This window comes from Gammaproteobacteria bacterium, assembly GCA_029882975.1.
Classification (GTDB): domain Bacteria; phylum Pseudomonadota; class Gammaproteobacteria; order SZUA-152; family SZUA-152; genus JAJDNG01.
The window spans coordinates 24,150-45,379 of the sequence record JAOUJW010000001.1 but is presented as its reverse complement, the minus strand read 5'-3'; the positions used below and the strand labels follow the sequence as shown (position 1 = coordinate 45,379).

20 protein-coding genes are annotated in these 21,230 nt (G+C 47.7%); 11 read left to right on the top strand and 9 right to left on the bottom strand.

What is annotated here, in order from left to right:
• Positions 1-17: 17 nt before the first annotated feature.
• The 3 genes from OEY58_00250 (at position 18) to OEY58_00240 (ending at position 4,808) form a co-directional block, all read left to right on the top strand.
• Positions 18-2,168, top strand: a complete 2,151-nt coding sequence (locus OEY58_00250) for a hypothetical protein (GenBank protein MDH5323870.1) — start codon at positions 18-20, stop codon at positions 2,166-2,168.
• Positions 2,169-2,661: 493 nt separating this feature from the next.
• Positions 2,662-4,368 (top strand): chloride channel protein, encoded by a 1,707-nt coding sequence (locus OEY58_00245; GenBank protein MDH5323869.1) that lies wholly within the window; start codon positions 2,662-2,664, stop codon positions 4,366-4,368.
• 17 nt (positions 4,369-4,385) lie between these two features.
• Positions 4,386-4,808 carry a CopD family protein gene (locus OEY58_00240; GenBank protein MDH5323868.1) on the top strand — a complete coding sequence of 141 codons (423 nt, stop codon included), beginning with the start codon at positions 4,386-4,388 and terminating at the stop codon, positions 4,806-4,808.
• Here OEY58_00240 and OEY58_00235 read toward each other — a convergent pair.
• Positions 4,795-5,313 carry a DUF5063 domain-containing protein gene (locus tag OEY58_00235; GenBank protein ID MDH5323867.1) on the bottom strand — a complete coding sequence of 173 codons (519 nt, stop codon included), beginning with the start codon at positions 5,311-5,313 and terminating at the stop codon, positions 4,795-4,797. The two genes, OEY58_00240 and OEY58_00235, sit on opposite strands and share 14 nt — an antisense overlap.
• A gap of 268 nt (positions 5,314-5,581) precedes the next feature.
• Here OEY58_00235 and OEY58_00230 point away from each other — a divergent pair, with 268 nt between their 5' ends.
• The 5 genes from OEY58_00230 to OEY58_00210 all read left to right on the top strand — a co-directional run bounded on the left by OEY58_00230 (position 5,582) and on the right by OEY58_00210 (position 11,007).
• The gene (locus tag OEY58_00230) at positions 5,582-6,379 is read left to right on the top strand and encodes a hydroxymethylpyrimidine/phosphomethylpyrimidine kinase (protein MDH5323866.1); all 798 of its coding nucleotides are present in this window, start codon (positions 5,582-5,584) and stop codon (positions 6,377-6,379) included.
• Between the two features lie 38 nt (positions 6,380-6,417).
• On the top strand, positions 6,418-7,068 hold the full coding sequence (thiE, locus tag OEY58_00225) for a thiamine phosphate synthase (protein ID MDH5323865.1): 651 nt from the start codon (positions 6,418-6,420) through the stop codon (positions 7,066-7,068).
• A gap of 51 nt (positions 7,069-7,119) precedes the next feature.
• Entirely contained in the window at positions 7,120-8,400 is a 1,281-nt protein-coding gene (hemL, locus tag OEY58_00220; protein MDH5323864.1) for a glutamate-1-semialdehyde 2,1-aminomutase, read from the top strand.
• A gap of 27 nt (positions 8,401-8,427) precedes the next feature.
• Entirely contained in the window at positions 8,428-9,741 is a 1,314-nt protein-coding gene (locus OEY58_00215) for a DedA family protein (protein ID MDH5323863.1), read from the top strand.
• Positions 9,742-10,158: 417 nt separating this feature from the next.
• Complete coding sequence (locus OEY58_00210) at positions 10,159-11,007, top strand: phosphate/phosphite/phosphonate ABC transporter substrate-binding protein (protein ID MDH5323862.1); 849 nt, start codon at positions 10,159-10,161, stop codon at positions 11,005-11,007.
• Positions 11,008-11,044: 37 nt separating this feature from the next.
• Here OEY58_00210 and OEY58_00205 read toward each other — a convergent pair whose 3' ends face one another.
• From OEY58_00205 to OEY58_00190, 4 genes are all read right to left on the bottom strand, one after another.
• Positions 11,045-11,641: an LON peptidase substrate-binding domain-containing protein gene (locus OEY58_00205; protein ID MDH5323861.1), complete on the bottom strand. Its 597-nt coding sequence runs from the start codon at positions 11,639-11,641 to the stop codon at positions 11,045-11,047.
• A gap of 3 nt (positions 11,642-11,644) precedes the next feature.
• Positions 11,645-12,256 carry a UbiX family flavin prenyltransferase gene (locus OEY58_00200; GenBank protein ID MDH5323860.1) on the bottom strand — a complete coding sequence of 204 codons (612 nt, stop codon included), beginning with the start codon at positions 12,254-12,256 and terminating at the stop codon, positions 11,645-11,647.
• Positions 12,257-12,273: 17 nt separating this feature from the next.
• Entirely contained in the window at positions 12,274-13,653 is a 1,380-nt protein-coding gene (gene mpl / locus OEY58_00195; GenBank protein MDH5323859.1) for a UDP-N-acetylmuramate:L-alanyl-gamma-D-glutamyl-meso-diaminopimelate ligase, read from the bottom strand.
• Positions 13,654-13,737: 84 nt separating this feature from the next.
• Positions 13,738-14,259: a hypothetical protein gene (locus OEY58_00190; protein MDH5323858.1), complete on the bottom strand. Its 522-nt coding sequence runs from the start codon at positions 14,257-14,259 to the stop codon at positions 13,738-13,740.
• A gap of 103 nt (positions 14,260-14,362) precedes the next feature.
• On the opposite strand from OEY58_00190, the gene rnd reads away from it, so the two are divergent.
• The gene (gene rnd / locus OEY58_00185) at positions 14,363-15,511 is read left to right on the top strand and encodes a ribonuclease D (protein MDH5323857.1); all 1,149 of its coding nucleotides are present in this window, start codon (positions 14,363-14,365) and stop codon (positions 15,509-15,511) included.
• Between the two features lie 70 nt (positions 15,512-15,581).
• Complete coding sequence (locus OEY58_00180; GenBank protein ID MDH5323856.1) at positions 15,582-15,755, top strand: hypothetical protein; 174 nt, start codon at positions 15,582-15,584, stop codon at positions 15,753-15,755.
• A gap of 1 nt (position 15,756) precedes the next feature.
• Here the strand turns inward: OEY58_00180 and apaG are convergent, their stop codons facing one another.
• From apaG to OEY58_00160, 4 genes are all read right to left on the bottom strand, one after another.
• A complete protein-coding gene (apaG, locus tag OEY58_00175) occupies positions 15,757-16,146 on the bottom strand; it encodes a Co2+/Mg2+ efflux protein ApaG (protein ID MDH5323855.1) in 390 nt (129 codons plus the stop codon).
• 52 nt (positions 16,147-16,198) lie between these two features.
• Positions 16,199-17,683 (bottom strand): hypothetical protein, encoded by a 1,485-nt coding sequence (locus tag OEY58_00170; protein MDH5323854.1) that lies wholly within the window; start codon positions 17,681-17,683, stop codon positions 16,199-16,201.
• Positions 17,684-17,788: 105 nt separating this feature from the next.
• Positions 17,789-18,574 carry a phage scaffolding protein gene (locus OEY58_00165; GenBank protein ID MDH5323853.1) on the bottom strand — a complete coding sequence of 262 codons (786 nt, stop codon included), beginning with the start codon at positions 18,572-18,574 and terminating at the stop codon, positions 17,789-17,791.
• A 30-nt stretch (positions 18,575-18,604) separates the two neighbouring features.
• The gene (locus OEY58_00160; GenBank protein MDH5323852.1) at positions 18,605-19,591 is read right to left on the bottom strand and encodes a MotA/TolQ/ExbB proton channel family protein; all 987 of its coding nucleotides are present in this window, start codon (positions 19,589-19,591) and stop codon (positions 18,605-18,607) included.
• A gap of 823 nt (positions 19,592-20,414) precedes the next feature.
• Between OEY58_00160 and OEY58_00155 the strand changes: the two genes are divergently transcribed.
• Positions 20,415-21,155: a c-type cytochrome gene (locus tag OEY58_00155; protein ID MDH5323851.1), complete on the top strand. Its 741-nt coding sequence runs from the start codon at positions 20,415-20,417 to the stop codon at positions 21,153-21,155.
• Positions 21,156-21,230 lie beyond the last annotated feature (75 nt).

The following is a 21,230-nucleotide window of genomic DNA, read 5'->3' as shown; positions in this document are numbered from 1 at the left end:
TGGTTAAAAGTTTGCTCGTGAAAAAAATTGTTTTAGCTATTGCGGCGACAGCCAGTTTTGTCTTTGGATCTGTTTCCTTGGCCTCACCTTGGACGTTGTTGTCGGATGTGAGCTATGTGCAAAAAGGTGGTGTAGATGCTTTAAGAGTAGATTTTACCATTCCGGTGCACTATGTCGCTCATTTTCCAGCCAGGCACGGCGAAGAGTTGTCCATCGTGCTTCGCTTTGATAAGAACGAAGTAAAAGATATTTCCGAGCTTCCATTGCTGGAATCGATTAATGCGCCGGATTCAGACCGCAGTCCGGTTCATGAAGTTACCTACATGACGGATAAACATCAACGCCCTGTGTTAAAAATCCGTTTCAAACACGATGTCAATTTCAATGTGTCCCAGGTAATGGGGATAAAAAGCCTGGTGATATTCATGCCTGATGAGAAGCTCAGTGTGGTGGAGCCCAGTCCTTTTGAATCAAGTCCCTTGGAAAAATCAGACAGTAATTTGGATGCGGCTATTCCGGATCCGGGTATAAGCGGCAGCGCAGATGTCATTAAACTCAAACAGCAGTTTCGCAGCGGTCGTACCGCCTTACGTAAACGGCAGTATAAAAAAGCGATTGGCATATTCAGCGCATTGTTGAGCCTTCCCAAACATGAGTTGAGCAAAGCTTCTTTAGAGCTGTTAGGTGTGTCTCGAGAACGTAATAATCAAGCGGCTCATGCTAAGGCTATATATCAACGTTACTTAAAACAGTACCCACTGGGGGATGATGCGGTCAGGGTAAAACAGAGGTTGGCAGATTTAATTCAGGAACAGATGAAACCACGAGCCAAACTGGAAGACAGTCGTTCCAAGCGGGTGAGCAGGAAGGATTCTTCAAGAATCAATGCAACCTTATCCCAGTATTTGGATTATCGCGATTCCAAAGTGCTACTGGCCGGAGCCTCACGCCAAGTACACCATACCGGTTTGGATAACCACCTTAACGTCAATTGGCGCATACGCAAGGGTGATTGGGATATTCGTAACTATTTCTTTGGTAATTTTGAATACGAGACCGTTTCCGGAGACACTGATGGTTTTGAAGTGGGTACGATGTACTCTAAAATCCGCAATTCTCATCAGGGTCTGTCATTGACAGTTGGACGTCAAAGTGGATCTACGACAGGCGTGTTGGGACGGTTTGATGGTTTATTGTTGGGTTATCGACTCCACCCGCAGATCCGTACCAATATGGTCCTGGGATATCCTGTAGACATCGGTGATAAAACCAGTATTCAGACCGACCAACCTATGGCAGGGTTTAATGTTGAATTTAATGACGTGATTCGAGGTTGGGATATTACACCGTTCTATATTCAACAGGAAACGGGTCCCTTGATGGATAGGCGGGCAGTCGGTGGAGAGTTTAGCTACTTTGACAAAAATCGGGGTAATTTTTTCAGTCTGTTGGACTACGATATTAATTTCGGTGATTGGAACTTAGCCTTGTTTCAAGGACAGTACACGGCGTTTAAACCGACCAGTATAAATCTGTATATGGATTATCGTAAATCACCCAATCTGCAGATGACCAATGCTTTGCTGAATGCCGGCATAACCACAGAACAGTTGGTCCGACAGTTTAACGAAGAAGAAATTCAAAACATTGCCGAAGACCGCACCGGTCGTTCGCGCATTGTTACCTTGGGTGTGAGTCACGATTTTTCAGACAAGGTACACTTTGTGGCGGATATTTCCCGTTCCGACAGCTTGAGCAAAATTGCTCCTTTGGTAGTGACAGACAAGGCTGTCACAGATAAATCAAAGCAAGTGGATGTATCCGCTTTGCTTATTGTAGAGGACTGGTTGGAACCTAAAGATACCCTATTGTTAAACACGCGCCGAACCGATGGTAGTGATTTTGTTACTACGGTTTACTCCGGAAGCTATCGCTATTTTTACCAGTCCTTATATCGTGTAGAACCGAAAATCGCATTTAAGGATCGCAAGAGCTCCAATGGTAGTCGCTTAATCAAACGTGTTCCCGGTTTGAAGGTTCAATATAGGGCACAACAGAATTTGCGTTACTATATGGAATTTAGTCTGGAATCCCAGTCTGGGAATACGCCGGGAAGCAGCTCCAGGTCGGTTAACTACTATATTGGTTACAGTTGGGACTTTTTATAGTTTCAAATAATCAGGTAGGTCAATATGACTGGAAAATGCCACGCAAAAAAAATAGCGACCGAGGTCGCTATCAGTGGTTTTATCAATATTATTTTTATTAATCCTGAAGTTCTCCTCCCGCAGGACGAGTAAAATCTACTCCGAGTTATTCCTTTGGTCAAGAGTTTTATGTGCTTATGAGTAAGTCGTTTGCCTCCTACTTTGATCCCTTAAGAACAATTGGCCTATAATTCATTTTGTTTCAGTTTTTGGGGAAGACTGTTAATTGCCTGATAATTCACAATTAAGATTCTTTAATTGCTGTAGAATTTGATTTCGCCTACGTAGTTTACGTAGGTGGATGGCCCAGCTATTGGAATTTTTATCTATTTTTTCGGGAAACCGGGCAAAATCCAGTATAGTGAACATAAGACCAAACTATTCCATTAACAGAGATATCAACATAAGCAACGCTGGACGAATTGTTGGCTTCGATATCTAGGAAAATACACACATGTTGGAAAACATCCGATTAAAGCTTGCCGGTGTCGATGCGTTACCATTGCTTTCAGTGTTGGGTATCATTAGTGGTATTTTTTCTGCGTTGGTCATTATTGGGTTTCGCTTAGTGGTGGAAAGCACTCAAGCCAGTTTTTTGCCGGATGCAGATCCGGAGAATTATGAGTCACTCGGCGTCGCTGCGCGTTTTCTGCTTCCCGCAGCCGGCGGTTTACTTATTGGTTTATTGTTTCAATGGGTACGCAAAGAATACCGGGCGGTTGGTGTGGCTCAAGTGTTGGAACGTCTTTCTTATCATCAAGGTCAGATGTCAGCGGGTAATATGTTGATGCAATTTGTTGGCGCAGCCATCAGTATTATCAGTGGTCATTCTGTCGGCAGGGAAGGGCCGGTCATACATCTTGGAGCCAGTAGCAGCAGTTTACTGGGTCAGTTTCTCAAATTACCACATAACTGTCTGCGGGTGCTGGTGGCCTGCGGTGCGGCAGCATCCATTGCTGCTTCTTTTAACACACCCATTGCCGGGGTTATTTTTGCGATGGAAGTGATAGTGATGGAATACACCATCGCCGGCTTTACACCCGTCATATTGGCTGCGGTCAGCGCAACGGTTTTAACTCGCATGGTGTTTGGCGATCAACCCGCATTTTCCGTTCCGGCATTGCAATTAGCGTCCATGGCAGAGTTGCCGCTACTGGTCGTCATGGGGGTTTTTATAGGCGCTGTGGCTGCGGCTTTTATCAGCATTATGAAATTTTGTGTGGTGAAATCCACCAACATGCAGTTTTGGCACAAGAGTACTCTGGCAGGCGTAATTGTGGGGGCGATTGCCGTGTTTGTGCCGCAAGTCATGGGGGTTGGTTACGATACGGTAAACAGTGCCATGCTGGGTCAGTACAGCATGATGTTGTTGTTGACGGTAGTTGTGGCTAAATTGCTGGCAAGTTGTGTGGGGCTGGGACTGGGTTTGCCGGGGGGATTGATCGGACCAACCCTGGTTATTGGCGCAACGGCAGGCGGTTTGGTGGGGGTGTTGGGCAATAGTTTATACGATGGTGATATGGCATCGGCAGGGTTTTACGCCATGCTGGGCATGGGGGCTATGATGGGCGCTACTCTACAAGCGCCTTTGGCAGCCTTAATGGCTCTGTTGGAAATGACAGTTAATACCCATATCATATTACCCGGTATGTTGGTGATTGTTATTGCCGGTTTGACCAGTAGCCACATGTTTGCGAAGGAAGGTGTTTTTGTGATGCTGCTTAAAGCGAAGGGAATGGATTATCGCAATGATCCCGTTGCCCAATCTTTACGTCGCGTAGGCGTGGCCAGTAAAATGAGTCGTTCTTTTGTGTTGTCGCCACAATTAATTCAGCGTGAAACCGCACAACAACTTTTGCTCAAAGAACCGCAATGGGTGGTGGTTATGGACGATAAAACCCCTGTGGCACTATTGCCCGCTGCAGATTTGCTGCGCTTCTTGAGTCAACAAACCCAGGAATTGGACTTATTGGAAATACCTGCGGATCGTTTTGATGCGGTCCAGGTGAGTATACGTGCGACATTACAGCAGGCTTTAGAGCTGATGGAGCAGCGCGCTGTCACGTCCGTGTACGTGGGACGCAGTACAACAGGGGGACAAACGGAAGTACATGGTATTTTAACCAGGGGGGATATAGAATCCCACTATCGATATAAATAATTGAGAAGGAGCCCCCTATGCTTTGGGTGGTGGCGTTTCATATCATTTTTGTGATTGTGTGGTTTTCCGGGCTGTTCTATTTGCCTCGATTATTTGTGTATCATGCCATGTGTAATGATCAGCCTGGGGATGAACGCTTCAAGGTGATGGAGCGAAAATTGTACATCATGACCCATATTGGCGCTGTCGGGGCCACCGTTTTTGGTTTATGGCTGTTGTTTGGCTATGCCTGGACCAGCTATGCCGATAGCTATTGGCTTACCGTAAAACTGGTTTTCGCCGCATTACTGATTGCTTATCATGTTTATTGTGGGAAATTAGTCAAAGATTTCAAATTGGGCCGCAATGTTCGATCTCATAAGTTTTACCGGGTGATAAACGAACTCCCGGTTATTCCTTTGTTAGTGATCGTTATTTTGGTCGTGGTTAAGCCGTTCTAAATATTTCTACGGCGACCTTACATGTGTTGTAGTTCCGGGTTTCTACCGCATGTAACCAACTTTCAGCATCAACTAAGTGTTGACCCCAATGGTTGTAAAAACTGGAATACCAGTTGTCCATGGCCAGAGTGGTGTTTTGGTGATCGTGCAGTTCCAATCCGGATTTTAAGTCGAAGTAAATGTCCGTAAAATCATCGGCCAGTTGTTCACACATGGATTGCCTGGCGTCGGCTCGGTCCAGGTTTGACCAGAGCAAAGTGTCTTGGTGCAAGCGTTGGTTCAAGCTCATGAATAATTCACAGCGTAGGTCATCATTGGGTAGGTCATAAGTTTGAATGAGATTGGCTCCTTCCAATGACACAACAGCAAGGTGTAGACGGGGCAACAGTTTCGCCATGCGACGTAGCCAATATGACTTGCCGTCCTCCTTGTTACAATCGTCAATCAGGCTGCAGTAGTCACGTACCGCCGCAGCCATAGCGGTATTGGGTATGGAGTTTTTCATGATGACCACAGGTAAACTGAGTTGGATACTAAAGAATAAGTTTAGCTCAAAATTCTCTGTGAAATGTCAAATTACTATTCAGACTGTTGTTGCTGTTATAAACAGGGTTGATAAGTACGGGTATTGACAGCAGTCGTTGGGGGCAGAGAAATACGCTATCATATTAGGTGAACCTCCGTGGTAGTGTTAGCATTTAGCAAAAATACTGATAATTCATGCTGTTAAATTTCACATCATGGGTTAGACGGATCAAGAGTAAGGAGCAACTATGGTAGAGCAGACCGTGGCGGCGGTGATGGTGTTTTCTGGAACTGACCCCAGCGGTGGTGCAGGTGTGCAAGCGGATATTGAGACGCTGCTGAGCATGGGTTGCCACGCAACCCCGGTGATTACCGCAGTGACCGTGCAGGATACCGTCAACATTATGCGTTTTGAATCGCTGCGGGCCAGTTTGGTAATTGAGCAGGCTCGCGCGGTGCTGGAGGATATTCCTGTTGCTGCAGTTAAAATCGGTATGTTGGGCAGTGTGGACATTGTGGAAGCCATTCACACGATTCTGAGAGATTATCCGGAGCTGCCGGTGGTGCTGGATCCGGTAGTCGCAGCGGGAGGTGGCGGTATGTTGGCGGATGACGACATACTCGACGCCATGGTGGAATTGTTATTTCCTTTGGCGACTATCATAACCCCCAATAGCCAGGAGGCTCGTGCTTTTGCACCGGAAGCGGATACTTTAGACGCTTGCGCCCAGGAGTTGTTGGAGCATGGTTGCGAATACGTGTTGATTACAGGTACCCATGAAAATACCCCTTCAGTGATTAATTCCTTGTACACTGAGCACCAGTGCATTGAAAGCTATCGTTGGGAGCGCCTGCCGGGGAGTTACCACGGTTCCGGTTGTACCTTGGCGGTTGCTATTGCCGGATTGATGTCACAAGGACTGGACCCTTTAACGGCGGTGCGTGAGGCGCAGGAGTACGTATGGGGAGCTTTAAAGCACGGCTACCGGTTAGGGATGGGGCAAAGTTTACCTAATCGCCTGTTTTGGGCTTTGAGCGAGACCTGAACAACGTAAGAAAGTCACCGCAAACAGGTTTTACACACATGTCTTACTCTCATGCGCACCAGTCAAGGCTCAAGGGTCTATATATTATCAATCCCCCCCTTTACGACCCGGATTTACTGTTACGCCAAGTGGAAGCGGCTTTACAAGGTGGTGCAGCCGTGATGCAGTTTCGCGATAAACACTCTACGGCAGCGGAAAAAGTTACCCTGGCGCTGCGATTGCGTAATCTTTGTGAGAGCTACGATGCTCGGTTTATTATCAACGATCAAGTTGAGCTGGCCCAGGAAGTCGGTGCACACGGGGTTCATTTGGGACAAAGTGATACCGCATTGGCGCAAGCCCGCCAGGTTTTAGGTACACAAGCCATCATCGGAATTTCTTGTTACAATCGCCTGGAATTGGCCCTGGAGGCTGAGAGGCAAGGGGCGGATTATGTGGCTTTCGGTCGTTTTTTTCCATCCCGGACCAAGCCCGATGCGGTGGGAGCCGATCTTGATTTGTTGCGCGGGGCAAAACAGGTTCTCGGTATTCCAGTGGCCGCCATAGGCGGTATTACGGCGCAAAATGCACTTCCGTTGGTACAGGCGGCCGCGGATATGTTGGCGGTTATTGATGGTGTGTTCGGACAAGAGCGGATTGATGTGGCGGCTCGCCGGTTGAGTGCCTGTTTTATCCGGGGAAAAAGTTAAATTCACAACGGAGCCGTGGAATCACAGGTTCCTACTAAGTAAGGATTTTGTATGTCTCGTTCTCATGATTTGTTTTTACAAGCACAAAAAGTCATTCCCGGCGGGGTAAACTCACCCGTACGGGCCTTTAAAGGAGTAGGGGGGGATCCGGTTTTTTTTAAGAAAAGCCAAGGTCCTTACTTATTTGATGAGGATGACCGGCGTTATATCGATTATGTGGGTTCCTGGGGGCCTATGATAGTGGGTCACCAACACCCTGAGGTGATACAAGCCGTGCAAGCCGTGGTTGAACAGGGTTTGGGATACGGCGCACCTACAGCCATAGAAACGGAAATGGCGCAATTGGTGTGTGATATTGTACCTTCGGTGGATATGGTGCGAATGGTGAACTCCGGTACCGAGGCGACCATGAGTGCCATACGCTTGGCGCGAGGATTTACCGGCAGGGAAAAAATTATAAAATTCGAAGGCTGTTACCACGGCCATTCAGATTCGCTTTTGGTAAAAGCGGGTTCAGGAGCCTTGACTTTGGGCGTGCCCACTTCACCAGGAGTACCCAAAGCACTGGCCGAGCAGACCATTACTGTGGCGTACAACAAAATAGAGCAGGTACAACAAGTATTTGAACAAGTAGGTGAAGAAATTGCCTGCGTGATTGTGGAACCAGTGGCCGGAAATATGAACTGTATTCCCCCCGTTCCGGGATTTTTGCAGGGTTTGCGTCAGCTTTGCGATCAGTATAAAAGCGTGCTGATTTTTGACGAAGTGATGACGGGATTCCGTGTAGCACTGGGAGGTGCGCAAAGTCACTATGATGTCATGCCTGACTTAACCACCTTAGGTAAAGTGATTGGCGGTGGTTTGCCCGTAGGTGCCTTTGGCGGTAAACGGGCGATTATGGAGCAAATCGCTCCCTTGGGGCCGGTGTATCAGGCAGGTACCTTGTCGGGTAATCCAGTATCCATGGCGGCCGGTTTGACCACATTAAAATTGGTATCTCAAGCGGGTTTTCATGACAATTTAAGCCATAAGGCCCAACAACTGTGTGAAGGTCTGAAGCAATGTGCCGCAAAACACAATATTCCACTGTGTACTAACCAGGTTGGCGGTATGTTTGGCTTTTTCTTTACCGAACAGGAAACGGTAACGGAGTTTGCTCAAGTTACCCAATGTGATATTGATCGTTTTCAGAAATTTTACCATGGCATGTTAACTCAAGGTGTGTATATGGCACCTTCCGCGTACGAAGCCGGTTTTGTCTCCGGAGCCCATGAAAATGAGCATATCGAGGCGACCGTGGCTGCTGCCGACAAAGTTTTTGCGACTTTGTAGTAGCGTCGGGAGTTCGCGCCGATCTCAATGAACTTCGACGCAATCCAAGTGCTTTTGGCCTGGATGCAAGCGCATCCAGGCTTAGCCGGTTTCGCAATCTTTCTTATTGCGTGCACCGAATCGTTGATCATAGTGGGTATTGTGGTGCCTGGTGTGGCGCTCATGCTGGGGGTTGGGGCATTGGTAGGGCTGGGTGCCCTGGATTTGTGGCCCACCTTGCTCTGGGCAATGGCCGGTGCCATAACCGGTGACGGTATCAGTTATTGGGTAGGGCGTCATTTTGATCGGCAACTGAGGTCCGTTTGGCCTTTCACTCGTCACCCCGAGCTGTTACCCCGCGGCGAGCGTTTTTTCCACAAGCATGGTGCATTGAGTATTTTTATCGGTCGATTTGTGGGGCCAGTGCGTCCGGTTATTCCCGCGATTGCCGGTATCATGCACATGAATCCCTGGGTATTTACGCTTGTTAATGTCATTTCCGCCATAGCCTGGGCGCCGGTGGTGGTTTTGCCGGGGGTTGCGGTGGGGGCTTCTATGCATTTAGCGTCAGAACTGGCGGGGCGCTTGATGTTGTTATTTTTGCTAGTCATGTTGTTGTTTTGGGGGCTGTTTGTTCTACTGCGAACTATTGACAAAAGGCTGATTGCGCCCTGGTTAGCCCGGCGTTTTGGCGGGGTGGATTACAAACACATGCCGGGTCTTTTGTTGAAGTACTTGCTTGAATCCACCTTCGGGGTATTTGTGCTGACCCTTGTGGTGGGCGTTATGTTAGCTGTCGGCGTTCGACAGGAATTGTCCTTGCAATTACCCATAGTCGAACCTGAACAATGGTGGGACGGCCAATGGCGTTCTTATCTTGTAAACCGGAGTCAAAACGAACCAGATCCTTTTACCATTCAGTTGTGGGGCAGCGAAGTTCAAATCCAGCAGGCATTAACTCAGACGGATTGGCGTGAGGGTGAACGTTTGTCCTATAAAAATGCACTATTGTGGTTGTCGCCTTCTTTGCAACCGGAACGTCTGCCTGTATTCAATCAACATTTCTCCACACAAATCCCCAGGTTAATGAAAGTGCGGCAAATAGGCGAGGTCTTGTGGGTATTGCGGCTGTGGCCGATTGTCGAGCGCCCCCCGGAGGTTGCAGGTCTGTGGTTGGCCACCATAAGTCCTATGAAACTCAAATCCTTTTATGGTTTTAGATTACCTTTGAATTACGAGTGGAATTCCAAAAAGGAACAAGACCTGTTGATATCCAATCCCTCGTGGCAATGGAAAATGGAATCGGCGATTGTGCACGGGCGTATCCTTCCCATATTGTTGATTCGTTTTGACCCTAGCTAAAGATTGGCTCAATCGGGAAGGGAATTGTAGGATAATTCCTATCTATTAAACGAAATACCATTTTTCGCTTCAAAATAGAAAATCTGTTTGCTAAAGTGGAGTGTGTCGCTGTACTGCAGCGACGAGCGTTACTTTGATTTCAGCAGCCACACACTGATTCCGGGTAAAATTAATTAAAAACAGCGGCTTCCGGTTCAGCTTCGATTCACACAGCTTTGGTATAAACCATGGAAATGAAAAACCTTAGGTTTATCCGGCTGTGGTCTGCAGGGTTTGGTTCTCAGGAACCAGGCGTCCTGTTTGATTAATTATTTACTTGTCAGGATGTGAATACCGGGTAGTTTCAATCCGGTGAAATCCCGATTTCCGCAGGAAGTTTGGGCGAGTAACAGTGGCTGGATTCTTTGGGGAAGTTGCATGCGTTTTTTAACCCGAATCGATATATTCGTATTTTTTCGTTATCACATAAAGTTGATGTTGTGGTTCCTGTGTTTTGGTTTTTCAAACCCGGTGAGCGCAGAGTTGGTTTTGTCGGCGCCTCCTAGAGAAGCGGAGCAGGCTGGAGTGAAACTATATGGGCCGTTAGCGACCCATCTCAGTCAATTGCTGGGAGAGAAAGTTTCCTATGAACATCCCAAAAACTGGCTGCAATATCAAAGGGATTTGCGTCGCGGTCGGTATGATATCGTATTTGACGGACCCCACTTTATTTCCTGGCGCCAAGAGCATCTTAAACATGAGGTTTTAGTGAAGTTGCCCGGTGCTTTGGAGTTTGTGGTTGCTGTGGACAATGGCGACACCATCCAGTCTGTCAAAGAGTTGGTGGGTAAAAAGGTTTGTGGTATCCCGCCTCCTAACTTGGCAACCTTAACAGTGATCGATTTGTTTAAGAATCCCGTACGTCAACCTGTGATCTGGGGTGTTCCCGGGGGGTTCAAAAAAGTTTTGCTTGCTTTCGAGGCAAAACAATGTCGAGCAGCAGTGTTTCGGACAAACTTTTATATGAAGTTGCCAAAACACAAGCGAGAGAAAATGCGGGTGTTGTACAAAAGCAGTCCGTTGCCTAATCAAGGGATTTCTGTGAGCACTAAGGTCAGTAACGAAAACAAGAAACGTATAATTCGTTCTTTGACAGTAGGTGAAGGCAAGGTGGCCGCTCGGAAAATCTCCAGTCGATTTGCCGGTGACAAGTCGTTTGTTGCCGCCAGAAAAGAAGATTATTCCTTATATAATTTATTGTTGGAAGGCGTCGTCTATGGCTGGTAGTACCGGAGTTCTTAAATGCCGTTCCTAGATTTACCGTTTAGCGAATACCCAAATTTTGAATTTGCTGCCATACCTTGTTGATACGTTCTATAGGATCGTTTTCCTGCAAAAGAGTCTGTTTTACATTTAGTTTGATGGGTAAAAGTTCGGTCAAGCGATTACTGACCCAGCCGCAATCATTATATTTCTTTTCCATTTTGATGTAGGGATGGCTCAATTGCTCCAGTAGTTTTTTAAGTAGAGCGGCTGCGGGGGAGTGGGATTTGGGAAGTTCAACTTCCGGATCATTGGCAATTAGGCGCACATCCGCCATGGTCAGCTGATTGGGCAGCACTTGCTTGGACAGAATTTCAAAACGTTGCTTGCCCGTTGCCGTGATATGCAGCAAACCACCGGGCAACATATCGAAATAACTGATTTGGCTCAGAGTGCCGGCATCGAAGCAATCTGCCGCCTTGCCTGTTTCGGAGCCATGACGGATTAAACAAATACCAAATCCCGATTCGTTTTTCATGCTTTTGCTGATCATTTCCAAGTAGCGGGGCTCGAAAATTTTCAGGGCTAATACCCCCGAGGGGCATAGTACGGTGTGTAATGGAAACAGGGGAATTTGCTTATCGATTTCCTGGTCCATAGCTCAGTCCGGTTCGCCCCAGCGCGGAACCAACTGATGCCCCACGCGTAAGTGATCTAAAACCCGGGCGACGACAAAGTCGATGAGTTCGCTGATTTGAGTGGGTTTGTGATATAGCCCGGGACTGGCCGGCATAATGACAGCACCCACACGTGCCAATCGCAGCATGTTCTCCAAATGGATGATCGACAGGGGCATTTCTCGCGTCACCAAAATTAAAGGTCGCTTTTCCTTTATGCAGACGTCAGCAGCCCGTTCCATAAGATCGGAACTGGTTCCCTGAGCAATGGCGGATAGAGTCGCTGAAGAGCAGGGGCAAACCACCATAGCATCAGCGCAGCCACTACCGCTGGCGACGGGAGCCATCCACTGTTCTTTGGAGAAAACGCGCAGCAAATTTTGTGGGGTGCCAAATAAGTCGCTGATTTGCTGTTGTATCTCTCGTGGTTTGGAAGACAATTGTATGTCGGTTTCCGTGGCGATGACCACCTGGGCCGCACTTGATATCATCAGGTTTACCTGCACTGGAGATTGTAACAAACACTCCAATAAGCGTAGACCATATTGAACCCCGGACGCGCCTGTGATGGCTAAAGTGACAGAGCTGGGTTTCATCTCAGGACCGTTTCATTTCAGGATTGGGGTTCCAGCTGTTCCAAACGTTGTAACAACTTCTTGTGTAATCCACCGAAGCCACCGTTACTCATGATTAGTACTTGGTCGCCACTTTTGGCTGACTCGACTATGTGTTCGATGATAGATTCGATGCTATTGAAAAGCCGGGCTTTACCCGACAGACGGGCTACGACCTCAGTGAGGTTCCAATCCAGCTCGGGGGGTTGATACAATAAGATCTCGTCGGCCAGCTCTAGGGAGCCCGCCAGAGTGTCTTTGTGCACGCCCATGCGCATGGTGTTGGAGCGAGGTTCCAATACGGCAATAATCCTACGATTACCCACTTTGTTTCTCAGACCGTCTAAAGTGCTTTGAATGGCAGTTGGATGGTGCGCAAAATCATCGTACACAGTTATGCCATGAGCTTCGCCAATCACCTCCATGCGTCGTTTAACGTTTTGAAAATGGCTGAGAGCTTCTATTGCACTACCGCAGGGGACGCCGGCATGTCGCGCCGCTGCGATAGCCATAATTGCATTGTTGACATTATGCATTCCGATTAAAGGCCAGGCGACAGTGCCTTGGCACTGGCCATTGACCAGCACATCAAATTGACTGCCATCTTCCTTAATATTGTTCAAAGTCCATTGAGCTGTGGCTGAGTGGGATTGTGCATAGGTTTCACAGGGGGTCCAGCAGCCCATGTCGATCACCTCCTGCAAATGAGTTTCGGCTTCCGGATAAACGATCAAACCATTTCCGGGAACCGTTCTGACCAAGTGGTGAAATTGTTTTTTAATCGCATCCAGATCAGGAAAAATGTCGGCGTGATCAAATTCCAGATTATTCATAATTAAGGTACGGGGTTTGTAGTGAACAAATTTTGATCGCTTATCAAAAAAAGCCGTGTCATATTCATCGGCCTCCACCACAAAAAAAGGTTCGCTGCCGCTGCGGGCGGATAGTCCAAAGTTTTCCGGTACCCCGCCAATAAGAAATCCGGGTTTGAGTCCGGCGTATTCCAGTATCCAGGCCAACATACTGCTGGTGGTGGTTTTCCCATGGGTTCCGGAAACCGCAAGCACCCAGCGGTTTTTCAGTAAATAATCGGCGAGAAATTCCGGTCCGGAGGTGTAGGGGAGATTATTGTTTAAAACATGCTCGACTACAGTCTTGCCTCTGGACATGGCATTGCCAATCACAACCAAGTCGGGTTTAGGTTGAAACTGAGCCATGTCGTCCAAAGAGCTCAGACTGATACCCGCCTGTTCCAGCTGTGTGCTCATGGGTGGGTAGACATTGGTGTCAGAACCGCTGACCTCATAGCCCAGTTCTTTGGCCAGTAAGGCGATACCGCCCATGAAAGTACCACAAATACCAAGAATATGAATGTGCATCGGCTTTTATGTTTTGTTAACAAAGTAAATAGAAGATTAGCCTAATGGCTTGATTTTACCAGTTTATCTCACTGAAGTGCCGGGTTAATTGGCCACAGTGGGCAAACCGCTGATTATGATGGCGGCCAACACGCGAAGATATGTGTACACATAAAGTACAGATACGCCCACGCTCAGCCAAATAGGAATGCTGAGACCATGGCGAATGATGTAAGCCGTGACGGCAACCTTCCACAAGGTCCAAACGGCAAACAAGCCGGTGGGGATGACGGAAAGCTCTGCATATTGGTGCAGGACATACAAAATGGGGGATCCGGCCACATAGAGAATGGAGCCACTGGCAGCCACGGCGGTAACCACTTTTACCATACGGTTAACATAACCGCAGACCCACAATCCCGCATAAACAAAGCCCAATAACATGGCCATATCCACGCAAACCAACAAAATTACGATGTTTCTGGCCATATTGGGGCTAAAGACCAGATATGCCATGGCCATATACGTTATAATGGACCAGCTCATGAGTTGCAGGGAGTAAGGGGTTTGTTCCGGAGGGGACTTAAAACGGCACAAATCGAAAAAGTGTTTGAAAAGTTGCAGCATATGCCGTTCCCCGGTTGAAGCCTTTATTATTTTGTCAGTCCTTGCGCGCGGTATCTTAACCTGTAATCCTGTCCAGATAAAAGCAAAGGAAATAAATTAATTAATGAATCATCGTTTTATCGATACTGACCACGAGCTGGCGGCTTTTTGCAAAAGCCTGCAGGGAGCTGAAGTCATAGCGCTGGATACCGAGTTTTTGCGCGAAAAAACCTATTATGCACAATTGTGCCTGATCCAGGTGGCCGCCGCAGATGTGATCGCGTGTGTTGATCCCCTTTCTATTGGTGATTTGAGTCCTTTTATAGACATAATTTATGATCCGGCCGTAATCAAAGTCATGCATTCGGGCCGTCAGGATCTGGAAATATTTTTTGACCTCACCGGGCGCTTGCCCCAACCTTTATTTGATACGCAGTTGGCAGCCACCTTGCTGGGCGATGGAGATCAAGTGGGTTATGCCGCATTGGTGGAGAAAATATTGGGTGTTAAACTGGACAAATCCCATACTCGTACCGACTGGAGTCGGCGTCCTTTGGATCCGGGGCAAATTGATTATGCCATGGATGATGTACGCCATTTGTTGGCGATCTACGATGAGCAGCAGCGACGGTTGCAGGCAGCAGGGCGTTTAGCGTGGCTGGCAGCGGATTTTGCTCAGCTCACTGATGTTAATACCTATGCGCCACAAGAATCGGATTTATGGCAAAAGGTGCGAGGTGCCAAGAATCTAAAAGGGGTACAGTTGGTCGTACTGCAGAATTTAACCCGTTGGCGTGAAAACCTTGCCCGCGAACAAAACCGGCCCCGCCGCTGGCTGGTTCGTGATGATGTGCTTTTAGAAGTGGCCCGTCGAATGCCTGTGGATGAAGAAGCATTGAATCGCATTCATGGCTGGGAAAATGGCCTGCATCGATTCAATGCAACTGTTCTGCAGCTTATCCAAGAAGCAAAAGCAAGCGACCCCAACACCTGGCCTAAAAAGATTCGTTACTTGAAGCTGACCTTGGAACAGGATGCCTTAGTGGATTTGCTCATGTGTGTGGTCCGTTTACGGGCCTTGGAAAACCAGGTAACGCCCTCAATGTTGGCTACCCGAAAAGACTTGGAGTCGCTGGTTTGCGGTCATGAAACGCCGCTGCTATGCGGTTGGCGTAAAGCTTTGCTGGGTGATGAACTCAGTGCTATTTTGCAAGGCGAGTTTCAGGTTTGTGTTCGACAGGGTAAATTGAGTGTGACAGCGCTATCCCCTTGATGGTCTATACTTGGTATTTTCTCGCAGTCGGAGTTTTCCCCGTAGATCGAATGACTTGGTGGAGCCACTTATGAAATACCTTTTTTGCATTATTGTATTGCTATCTCTATTCGCTTGTTCTTCGGACAAGGAAGAACACTTTCTCTCCAGTCAGGAAAAAGCTTTGGAAAAATCCAAAGAGGTGCAATCTGCCATCGATGAGCAGGCGGAAAAACTGCGTGAGAAAATTCAACAGCAGGAATAAATTAATGCAGTGTATGGGGCAGGGATAGGGTAAACGGCGGAATTTGTGCGTCGAAGGGTGTGCCGTCATCAGATAACATTTGATAAGTGCCTTCCATGCTGCCTACCGGCGTTTCTATAACTGTGCCGCTGGTGTATTGAAAGGTATCGCCGGGTTGTAAGTAAGGTTTTTCGCCAACAACCCCTTCACCGTGAACTTCCTGAACATTGCCATTGGCGTCATTAATGATCCAATGGCGGGTCAGCAACTTTGCGGCCACCTTACCCTGATTGCTGATGGTAATGGTGTAGGCAAACACATAGCGATTCAATCCCGGATCGGACTGTTCCTCTATGTAGGTGGTGGTTACATTCACCTGAATATCATGCGCGTTGTGCGGTTCCATGGTCATATTTGAACCGATCTGGCTGAAGTATTCAAGTGCTATGTGGTAAACGTGAATATTACGGATTCCCCGGGGTTTCTTGTTCTTTCTTTTTATTTTTCAACACTTTGTCAGGGCTGGCGCGTTTTTCCTGCTGTGCTTTTTGTGTCAGAGAGGCATAATTGGCTTTTAATTTAATAATTACACCGGCCGATTGCACTGCCAGGGTTTCGGTTTCCGACGTGATTTCGGTAAAGTTGCGAATTAAGGACTCATTATTCTTGGTTTTATGGTCAAACATGACATGAGTCAAGCCTTTGGTCATGTTCAACAATTGCTGTCCTGATTCTACTTGAGGAGGTAATTTGAAGACATCACGGCGACAGACGATTAGCGTTTTGGCGGGCCACTGGCTGGCTGCGACAAACGGTTTATCCGGGTCGGCAGCTTCATCAGCAAGGCGTTTGATGAGTTCATCCGCCGGGGATAACAGACCTTTCTGGTTATCGAAGCTGTGAGCTTTGTTCACCTGCATAAAAACAACGGCAACCACCATGAGGGCAATGAATACCAGGCCTCTTTGCCCTGCAAAATTGTTTTTACCCAAAGATTTATTCAGTTTTAACAATAGGGGAAATCCCAGATAAAGAGCCAATACGGTCGCCATTAATGCCCAGTTACGGTCGGCGCTGACCAGTCCCAGAACTATGGCGCAGAGCAACATAGTCCCCATAAGGTTTTGGCTCAGTTGCTTATAGTTCTTGTAAAGCAAGAATATCAGTAGGAGGGCCAGTAAAATCCCACTCAGCGGTGCTGTCGCCGGTAAATCCAGTACGCTATATCCCAACACAGCCTGTCCCAACGCCACCAGGGGATTGGCAAACCATTCAATGGCCACCCAACCCGATTGCATAGCCAGTATGATCAGTGCGGTTATGCCCAGTCCCACAAACACCTGTTTCTTTTGTTTTTCAGATTTGGCGTCTTGGTGCCAGTGCCAGGCCAAAGCCAGCGGGTATGCAAGTCCCATGGGGTGTATGGTGAGGGTGATTGCCACGAGTATTAGCTGGATGAAATACAGGGAACTGATGCTGTGGGCCGATGCGCGATATTTTCCATCCAGCCAAATACCTACGCTAAACAGAAATAACAGAAACGGAGCCGCAGACATGCTGTCAGCCAGCAAAATCGTCATTGGCGCAATGAGAAACAATCCGGTGGCGATCAGGGCGGTTTCCGGGTCGCTGCAGCGTTCACTCCAGCGATACAAGCCGATGGCGGCAATGAAAGTAATGATTAGCGTAAACACCTTGGCAGCTAGAATGCTACCGGACCAGTACAAACCTAAGGGCAGAAACAGCAGGGCACGAAAATCGGGGCCGCCGTATGTCGTTACGGGATTGACGATTTGGTCGGAAATGGACCAGCCCCACAGCAGTGCCATAGCGGCACCTTCATCTAAGCCGTAAGTATCCAGACGGATAACGTTAAAGAATAATATCACGCCGCCCCAGATGAGTAAGCCGACTAATGCTTGGTATTTGGCTGGAATTTCAAGTGCCATACTGCGTACCTTTTTTATGTACTGTTATAAGATGTGCCGCACATTGCGAGCGTGAGCGCGGAATTCTACAATAAGCAGCCCGATCTTGTGAAATCGGCTGCCGGTTTATTTCAGTTCCAGGCGTAGCATTTTTCCACCCGTTTCATCGGCGAGTTTTTGAAATGCCCAATTGGTGTCGGGATTGGAGTGACCCAGCGGGATAGTAAAAACCGGGCTGGGAATGCGAAAATAATGAATCCGATCCGAGCTGGGTTCGTCGCCGATCAAAATATATGCGCCGGGGGCGGGGGCTGCCTTGGCAGCGTCGCGAAATGCCCGGCCAATTGTCTCTTCGCTGCCCATAAAAGGAGCGCCGCTCATCAAATGGTCGAACATATCACCCATACTGCCCTGGTAGGTTTGAGAACGATTGTCAGAAAACCAAGTTAAGGCGTCCAAGCGTTTGCCGGATCGGATTACAATCACACGCAGTATGGGAATTATAAAAGATGTGACCCCATGCATAGAGCCGGTGGCATCCACCATCAAATGAATGCTGTCTCCAGGTAAGTTTTTCAGGCCGCTGACGAAAAGATCAAAGTCTTTGCGGTTTTTGCCCTGCTTGCCAAAACCGGCCGTCATCAGGGCCTGCTCCATTTGTGACTCTACGGTCATGTTGGCTATATTGTCCATATTCGCCATCAACTGGCGGTTCTTTTTTTGGGACTGTTGCAACTGGTTCTGTAAGTCAGCGACATCTTTTTTTAGCGTGGGCAATTGGTTTTGCTCAGCCATTTTGGAGGTGATCATAATCGTCACTAAAAGGAACACAAAGGTGGCCAACATGAGTAAGGCTATGTCAGAAAAGCTTTCATGGATATTGGGTGGCGATCTTCTGTGTTTGCGTGCCATGATTGATTCCCGAATGTAGTCCTTGCGCCTTTATTCCTTGCGAAAGCTGCGGGTGAACACACGCCACCAGGCACCGCGATTCATGCGTTTGAGTTGGAATTCGTCGCGCAGGGATTTTAGGTATTTTTCACGCTGCTGTAAGGTTTGTTGCAGACGTATATTGTCTTGTACTTCGGTCAAGCCCAATTCTTTCAACTCTTCCCTGTAGTCGGAGATCATAGTTTTGGCTTGTTCCAGGCTGGTATTTAGATGTTGGATTTGTTGGTCCATTTTGTTGATCTCATTACTTAAAGCGCGTACATCACGTTGTGCGGAAGGTTTGAAATCCGCAGAGCAATACACCAGGCAAATGCGCGTTAGGGTATTTTCCAAGCTGTCGATACCGTTGTCGTCAATATGCGCAAAGACCCGCAGCAAAACGCCGCCCAATACCGAGCCCAGCAATGTGGTGTAAAACGCCGTGCCCATACCTCCCATGGCGCCGCGAAGTCCGCGTAACAACTGCTCCTGGTCTTGGCCCAGGGCTTCCAGTGAGCTGGTTAAACCCGTCAAAGTCAGTGTAAGTCCCACCACAGTGCCCACCAAGCCTAAAGTAATTAAGAGATTGCCAATGACTTCCAAGGCGTGAGCACCACGTCGGTAAACGGAAAATTCCACATCCACCAGGGCTTCTACATTGATTTCACCATTATTGTTGACAATGGTCTGTAAGGATTTGAAAAAATGGGCGATACGTAGGTATTTGCTGTGATAGTCAATGCCCAGCCAGCCCTGTGCTTTAGCGGAGTGCTCAATTCTGTCTACCGTAATAGATTCGAAAGTAAGAAATAGGGTCAGTGCAAAGCTGCTTGCCACGCCAACAGCAAATAGCGCTATGATGGCCCAGGTGATGCGTGATGGGTCGCTTCCCACAAAAGACCACACGTCAGTGTCTTGATACAGGCCGGTGTAAATCACGATGGTCGCTGCGCTCCATGCGATCCACAATACCAGTGCGCGATACCCTCTTTGAACCATTTTTATCCCTTACAATTACCACTTTATTATTTGAATTGCAGAATAAGAAAAGAACGGATTTCCGCCGGTGATTTAATCACCGGTTCTGCTTAATTATTTCGCCTAATTAACCTAGTGCAACACAAGGTTTCCCCATTTAATGGCGCGTATAGTATGGTTTGAATTGCGGTGTCAGGTCAAATAAGCGCTATTGTAGGGGTTTTTCCATAAGTTCATGGTTAAAATGCGGTTATTTAGGTAGGTAGGAGGAGTTGAATACGAGGTTATTAGACACAGTCAAAAAGATTTTATCCGGTCACAAAAAGCGTACTTAAAACTTGGCCTAGACGTGGATGAATGTTATATTCTTGCCCCACAAACTTGCCAGAAGTATCCGTGAGTGATATATAGTTGCACAATTAAAATAAAGGCATATCAATTGGAGGAGAATTGTCGTGTTAACAACAGGTGAGATAGGCGTCGTTTACTTAGTAGTATCCATAGTCGCGTTTGGTGTAGCAGCTTTCATGCTCAAAAAGAATTCCTAAAGAATTCTCGTAGCATCGCTGTCCCCGATTCTGTGAGTATCATGCATAACCAGACTGGAGAATAGTTCCGGCAATTGCCGGCGTGCTCTGGTTGTTTGTTGTTCTGGTTATTTGTTGTTCAAAGGGCGAGGTGCCTGGATGCTGGAAGAGTGAGAATCATGAGAAGCTATGAGAGACGTGTATTAGAGTAGTGAAATAAGGTGTTAAGTTATCGGGGAGAGGTACATCTGGGTAATAAACACGTAAACGAATCCAGTTGGCCGGAATAGAATTTATAATACGGGAGGGTGTGTTTTATGCAACGTACAAAAATAAGAGTCGCGTTAGCAGTGATAACCATGGTGTCATCTGCATCAGTACTCGCTAGTGGCAGTGTGAGCTACAGTGATCTGGGCGACTTGGAAAATGGTAAAAAGATATTCATGAACGGTAAAGGCGATACTGTACCGGCTTGCACTGGCTGTCACGGCAACGAAGGCCTGGGTGACGACAATATGGGTACGCCACGTCTGGCGGGTCAGGGTTATAACTTCCTGGTAAAACAATTGGAAGATTTCGCTACTGATAAGCGCGAAGACAAAACCATGTTCATCATGAATACCAATGCCAAGGGTTTGACTTCTCAAGAGCGTCGTGATGTTTCTGCCTTTGCAGCCAGCATGAAGCAACCCATTGCTGGTTCTGATATGGCTGCCGTAAAGAACCTGGGCAGCGTTCCTGTCGGTGTGCGCTATTTGGGTAAAGGTCTGGCGCAACACGGAGCTCCGGAGCGCGGCATCCCGGCTTGTCATTCCTGTCACGGATACAATGGCCGCGGCGCATTTCCTGTATATCCCATGCTGGGCGGACAGAAATACGTTTACATGGTCAATCAGCTGAAAAAATGGCGTGATGGTAGCCGTGCTAACGATCCCATGGCTCAAATGAGAAAAGTAGCCAGCAAAATGACTGATGAAGACATCTATAATGTTGCTACGTTCCTGACTTCCGCTGAGAACACCACGGTGGGCAACAGCCGGATTCCGGATCAGTACTAATCTTTAGTGTCTACAGTTAAAAAAGGGCGGGTTTTCCCGCCCTTTTTTAGTCAGTACCTACTGCAAAAAATCCGC

Excerpts from the sequence above, each read along its gene's own strand:
- OEY58_00165 (MDH5323853.1), bottom strand. The coding sequence starts at position 18,574 with ATGGCACGCAAACACAGAAGATCGCCACCCAATATCCATGAAAGCTTT.
- OEY58_00215 (MDH5323863.1), top strand. The coding sequence starts at position 8,428 with ATGAACTTCGACGCAATCCAAGTGCTTTTGGCCTGGATGCAAGCGCAT.
- OEY58_00190 (MDH5323858.1), bottom strand. The coding sequence starts at position 14,259 with ATGCTGCAACTTTTCAAACACTTTTTCGATTTGTGCCGTTTTAAGTCC.
- apaG (MDH5323855.1), bottom strand. The coding sequence starts at position 16,146 with ATGACCATGGAACCGCACAACGCGCATGATATTCAGGTGAATGTAACC.
- OEY58_00210 (MDH5323862.1), top strand. The coding sequence starts at position 10,159 with ATGCGTTTTTTAACCCGAATCGATATATTCGTATTTTTTCGTTATCAC.
- OEY58_00230 (MDH5323866.1), top strand. The coding sequence starts at position 5,582 with ATGGTAGAGCAGACCGTGGCGGCGGTGATGGTGTTTTCTGGAACTGAC.
- OEY58_00235 (MDH5323867.1), bottom strand. The coding sequence starts at position 5,313 with ATGAAAAACTCCATACCCAATACCGCTATGGCTGCGGCGGTACGTGAC.
- OEY58_00155 (MDH5323851.1), top strand. The coding sequence starts at position 20,415 with ATGCAACGTACAAAAATAAGAGTCGCGTTAGCAGTGATAACCATGGTG.
- OEY58_00205 (MDH5323861.1), bottom strand. The coding sequence starts at position 11,641 with ATGGACCAGGAAATCGATAAGCAAATTCCCCTGTTTCCATTACACACC.
- OEY58_00245 (MDH5323869.1), top strand. The coding sequence starts at position 2,662 with ATGTTGGAAAACATCCGATTAAAGCTTGCCGGTGTCGATGCGTTACCA.
- rnd (MDH5323857.1), top strand. The coding sequence starts at position 14,363 with ATGAATCATCGTTTTATCGATACTGACCACGAGCTGGCGGCTTTTTGC.
- OEY58_00240 (MDH5323868.1), top strand. The coding sequence starts at position 4,386 with ATGCTTTGGGTGGTGGCGTTTCATATCATTTTTGTGATTGTGTGGTTT.
- OEY58_00200 (MDH5323860.1), bottom strand. The coding sequence starts at position 12,256 with ATGAAACCCAGCTCTGTCACTTTAGCCATCACAGGCGCGTCCGGGGTT.
- hemL (MDH5323864.1), top strand. The coding sequence starts at position 7,120 with ATGTCTCGTTCTCATGATTTGTTTTTACAAGCACAAAAAGTCATTCCC.
- mpl (MDH5323859.1), bottom strand. The coding sequence starts at position 13,653 with ATGCACATTCATATTCTTGGTATTTGTGGTACTTTCATGGGCGGTATC.
- thiE (MDH5323865.1), top strand. The coding sequence starts at position 6,418 with ATGTCTTACTCTCATGCGCACCAGTCAAGGCTCAAGGGTCTATATATT.
- OEY58_00180 (MDH5323856.1), top strand. The coding sequence starts at position 15,582 with ATGAAATACCTTTTTTGCATTATTGTATTGCTATCTCTATTCGCTTGT.
- OEY58_00170 (MDH5323854.1), bottom strand. The coding sequence starts at position 17,683 with ATGGCACTTGAAATTCCAGCCAAATACCAAGCATTAGTCGGCTTACTC.
- OEY58_00160 (MDH5323852.1), bottom strand. The coding sequence starts at position 19,591 with ATGGTTCAAAGAGGGTATCGCGCACTGGTATTGTGGATCGCATGGAGC.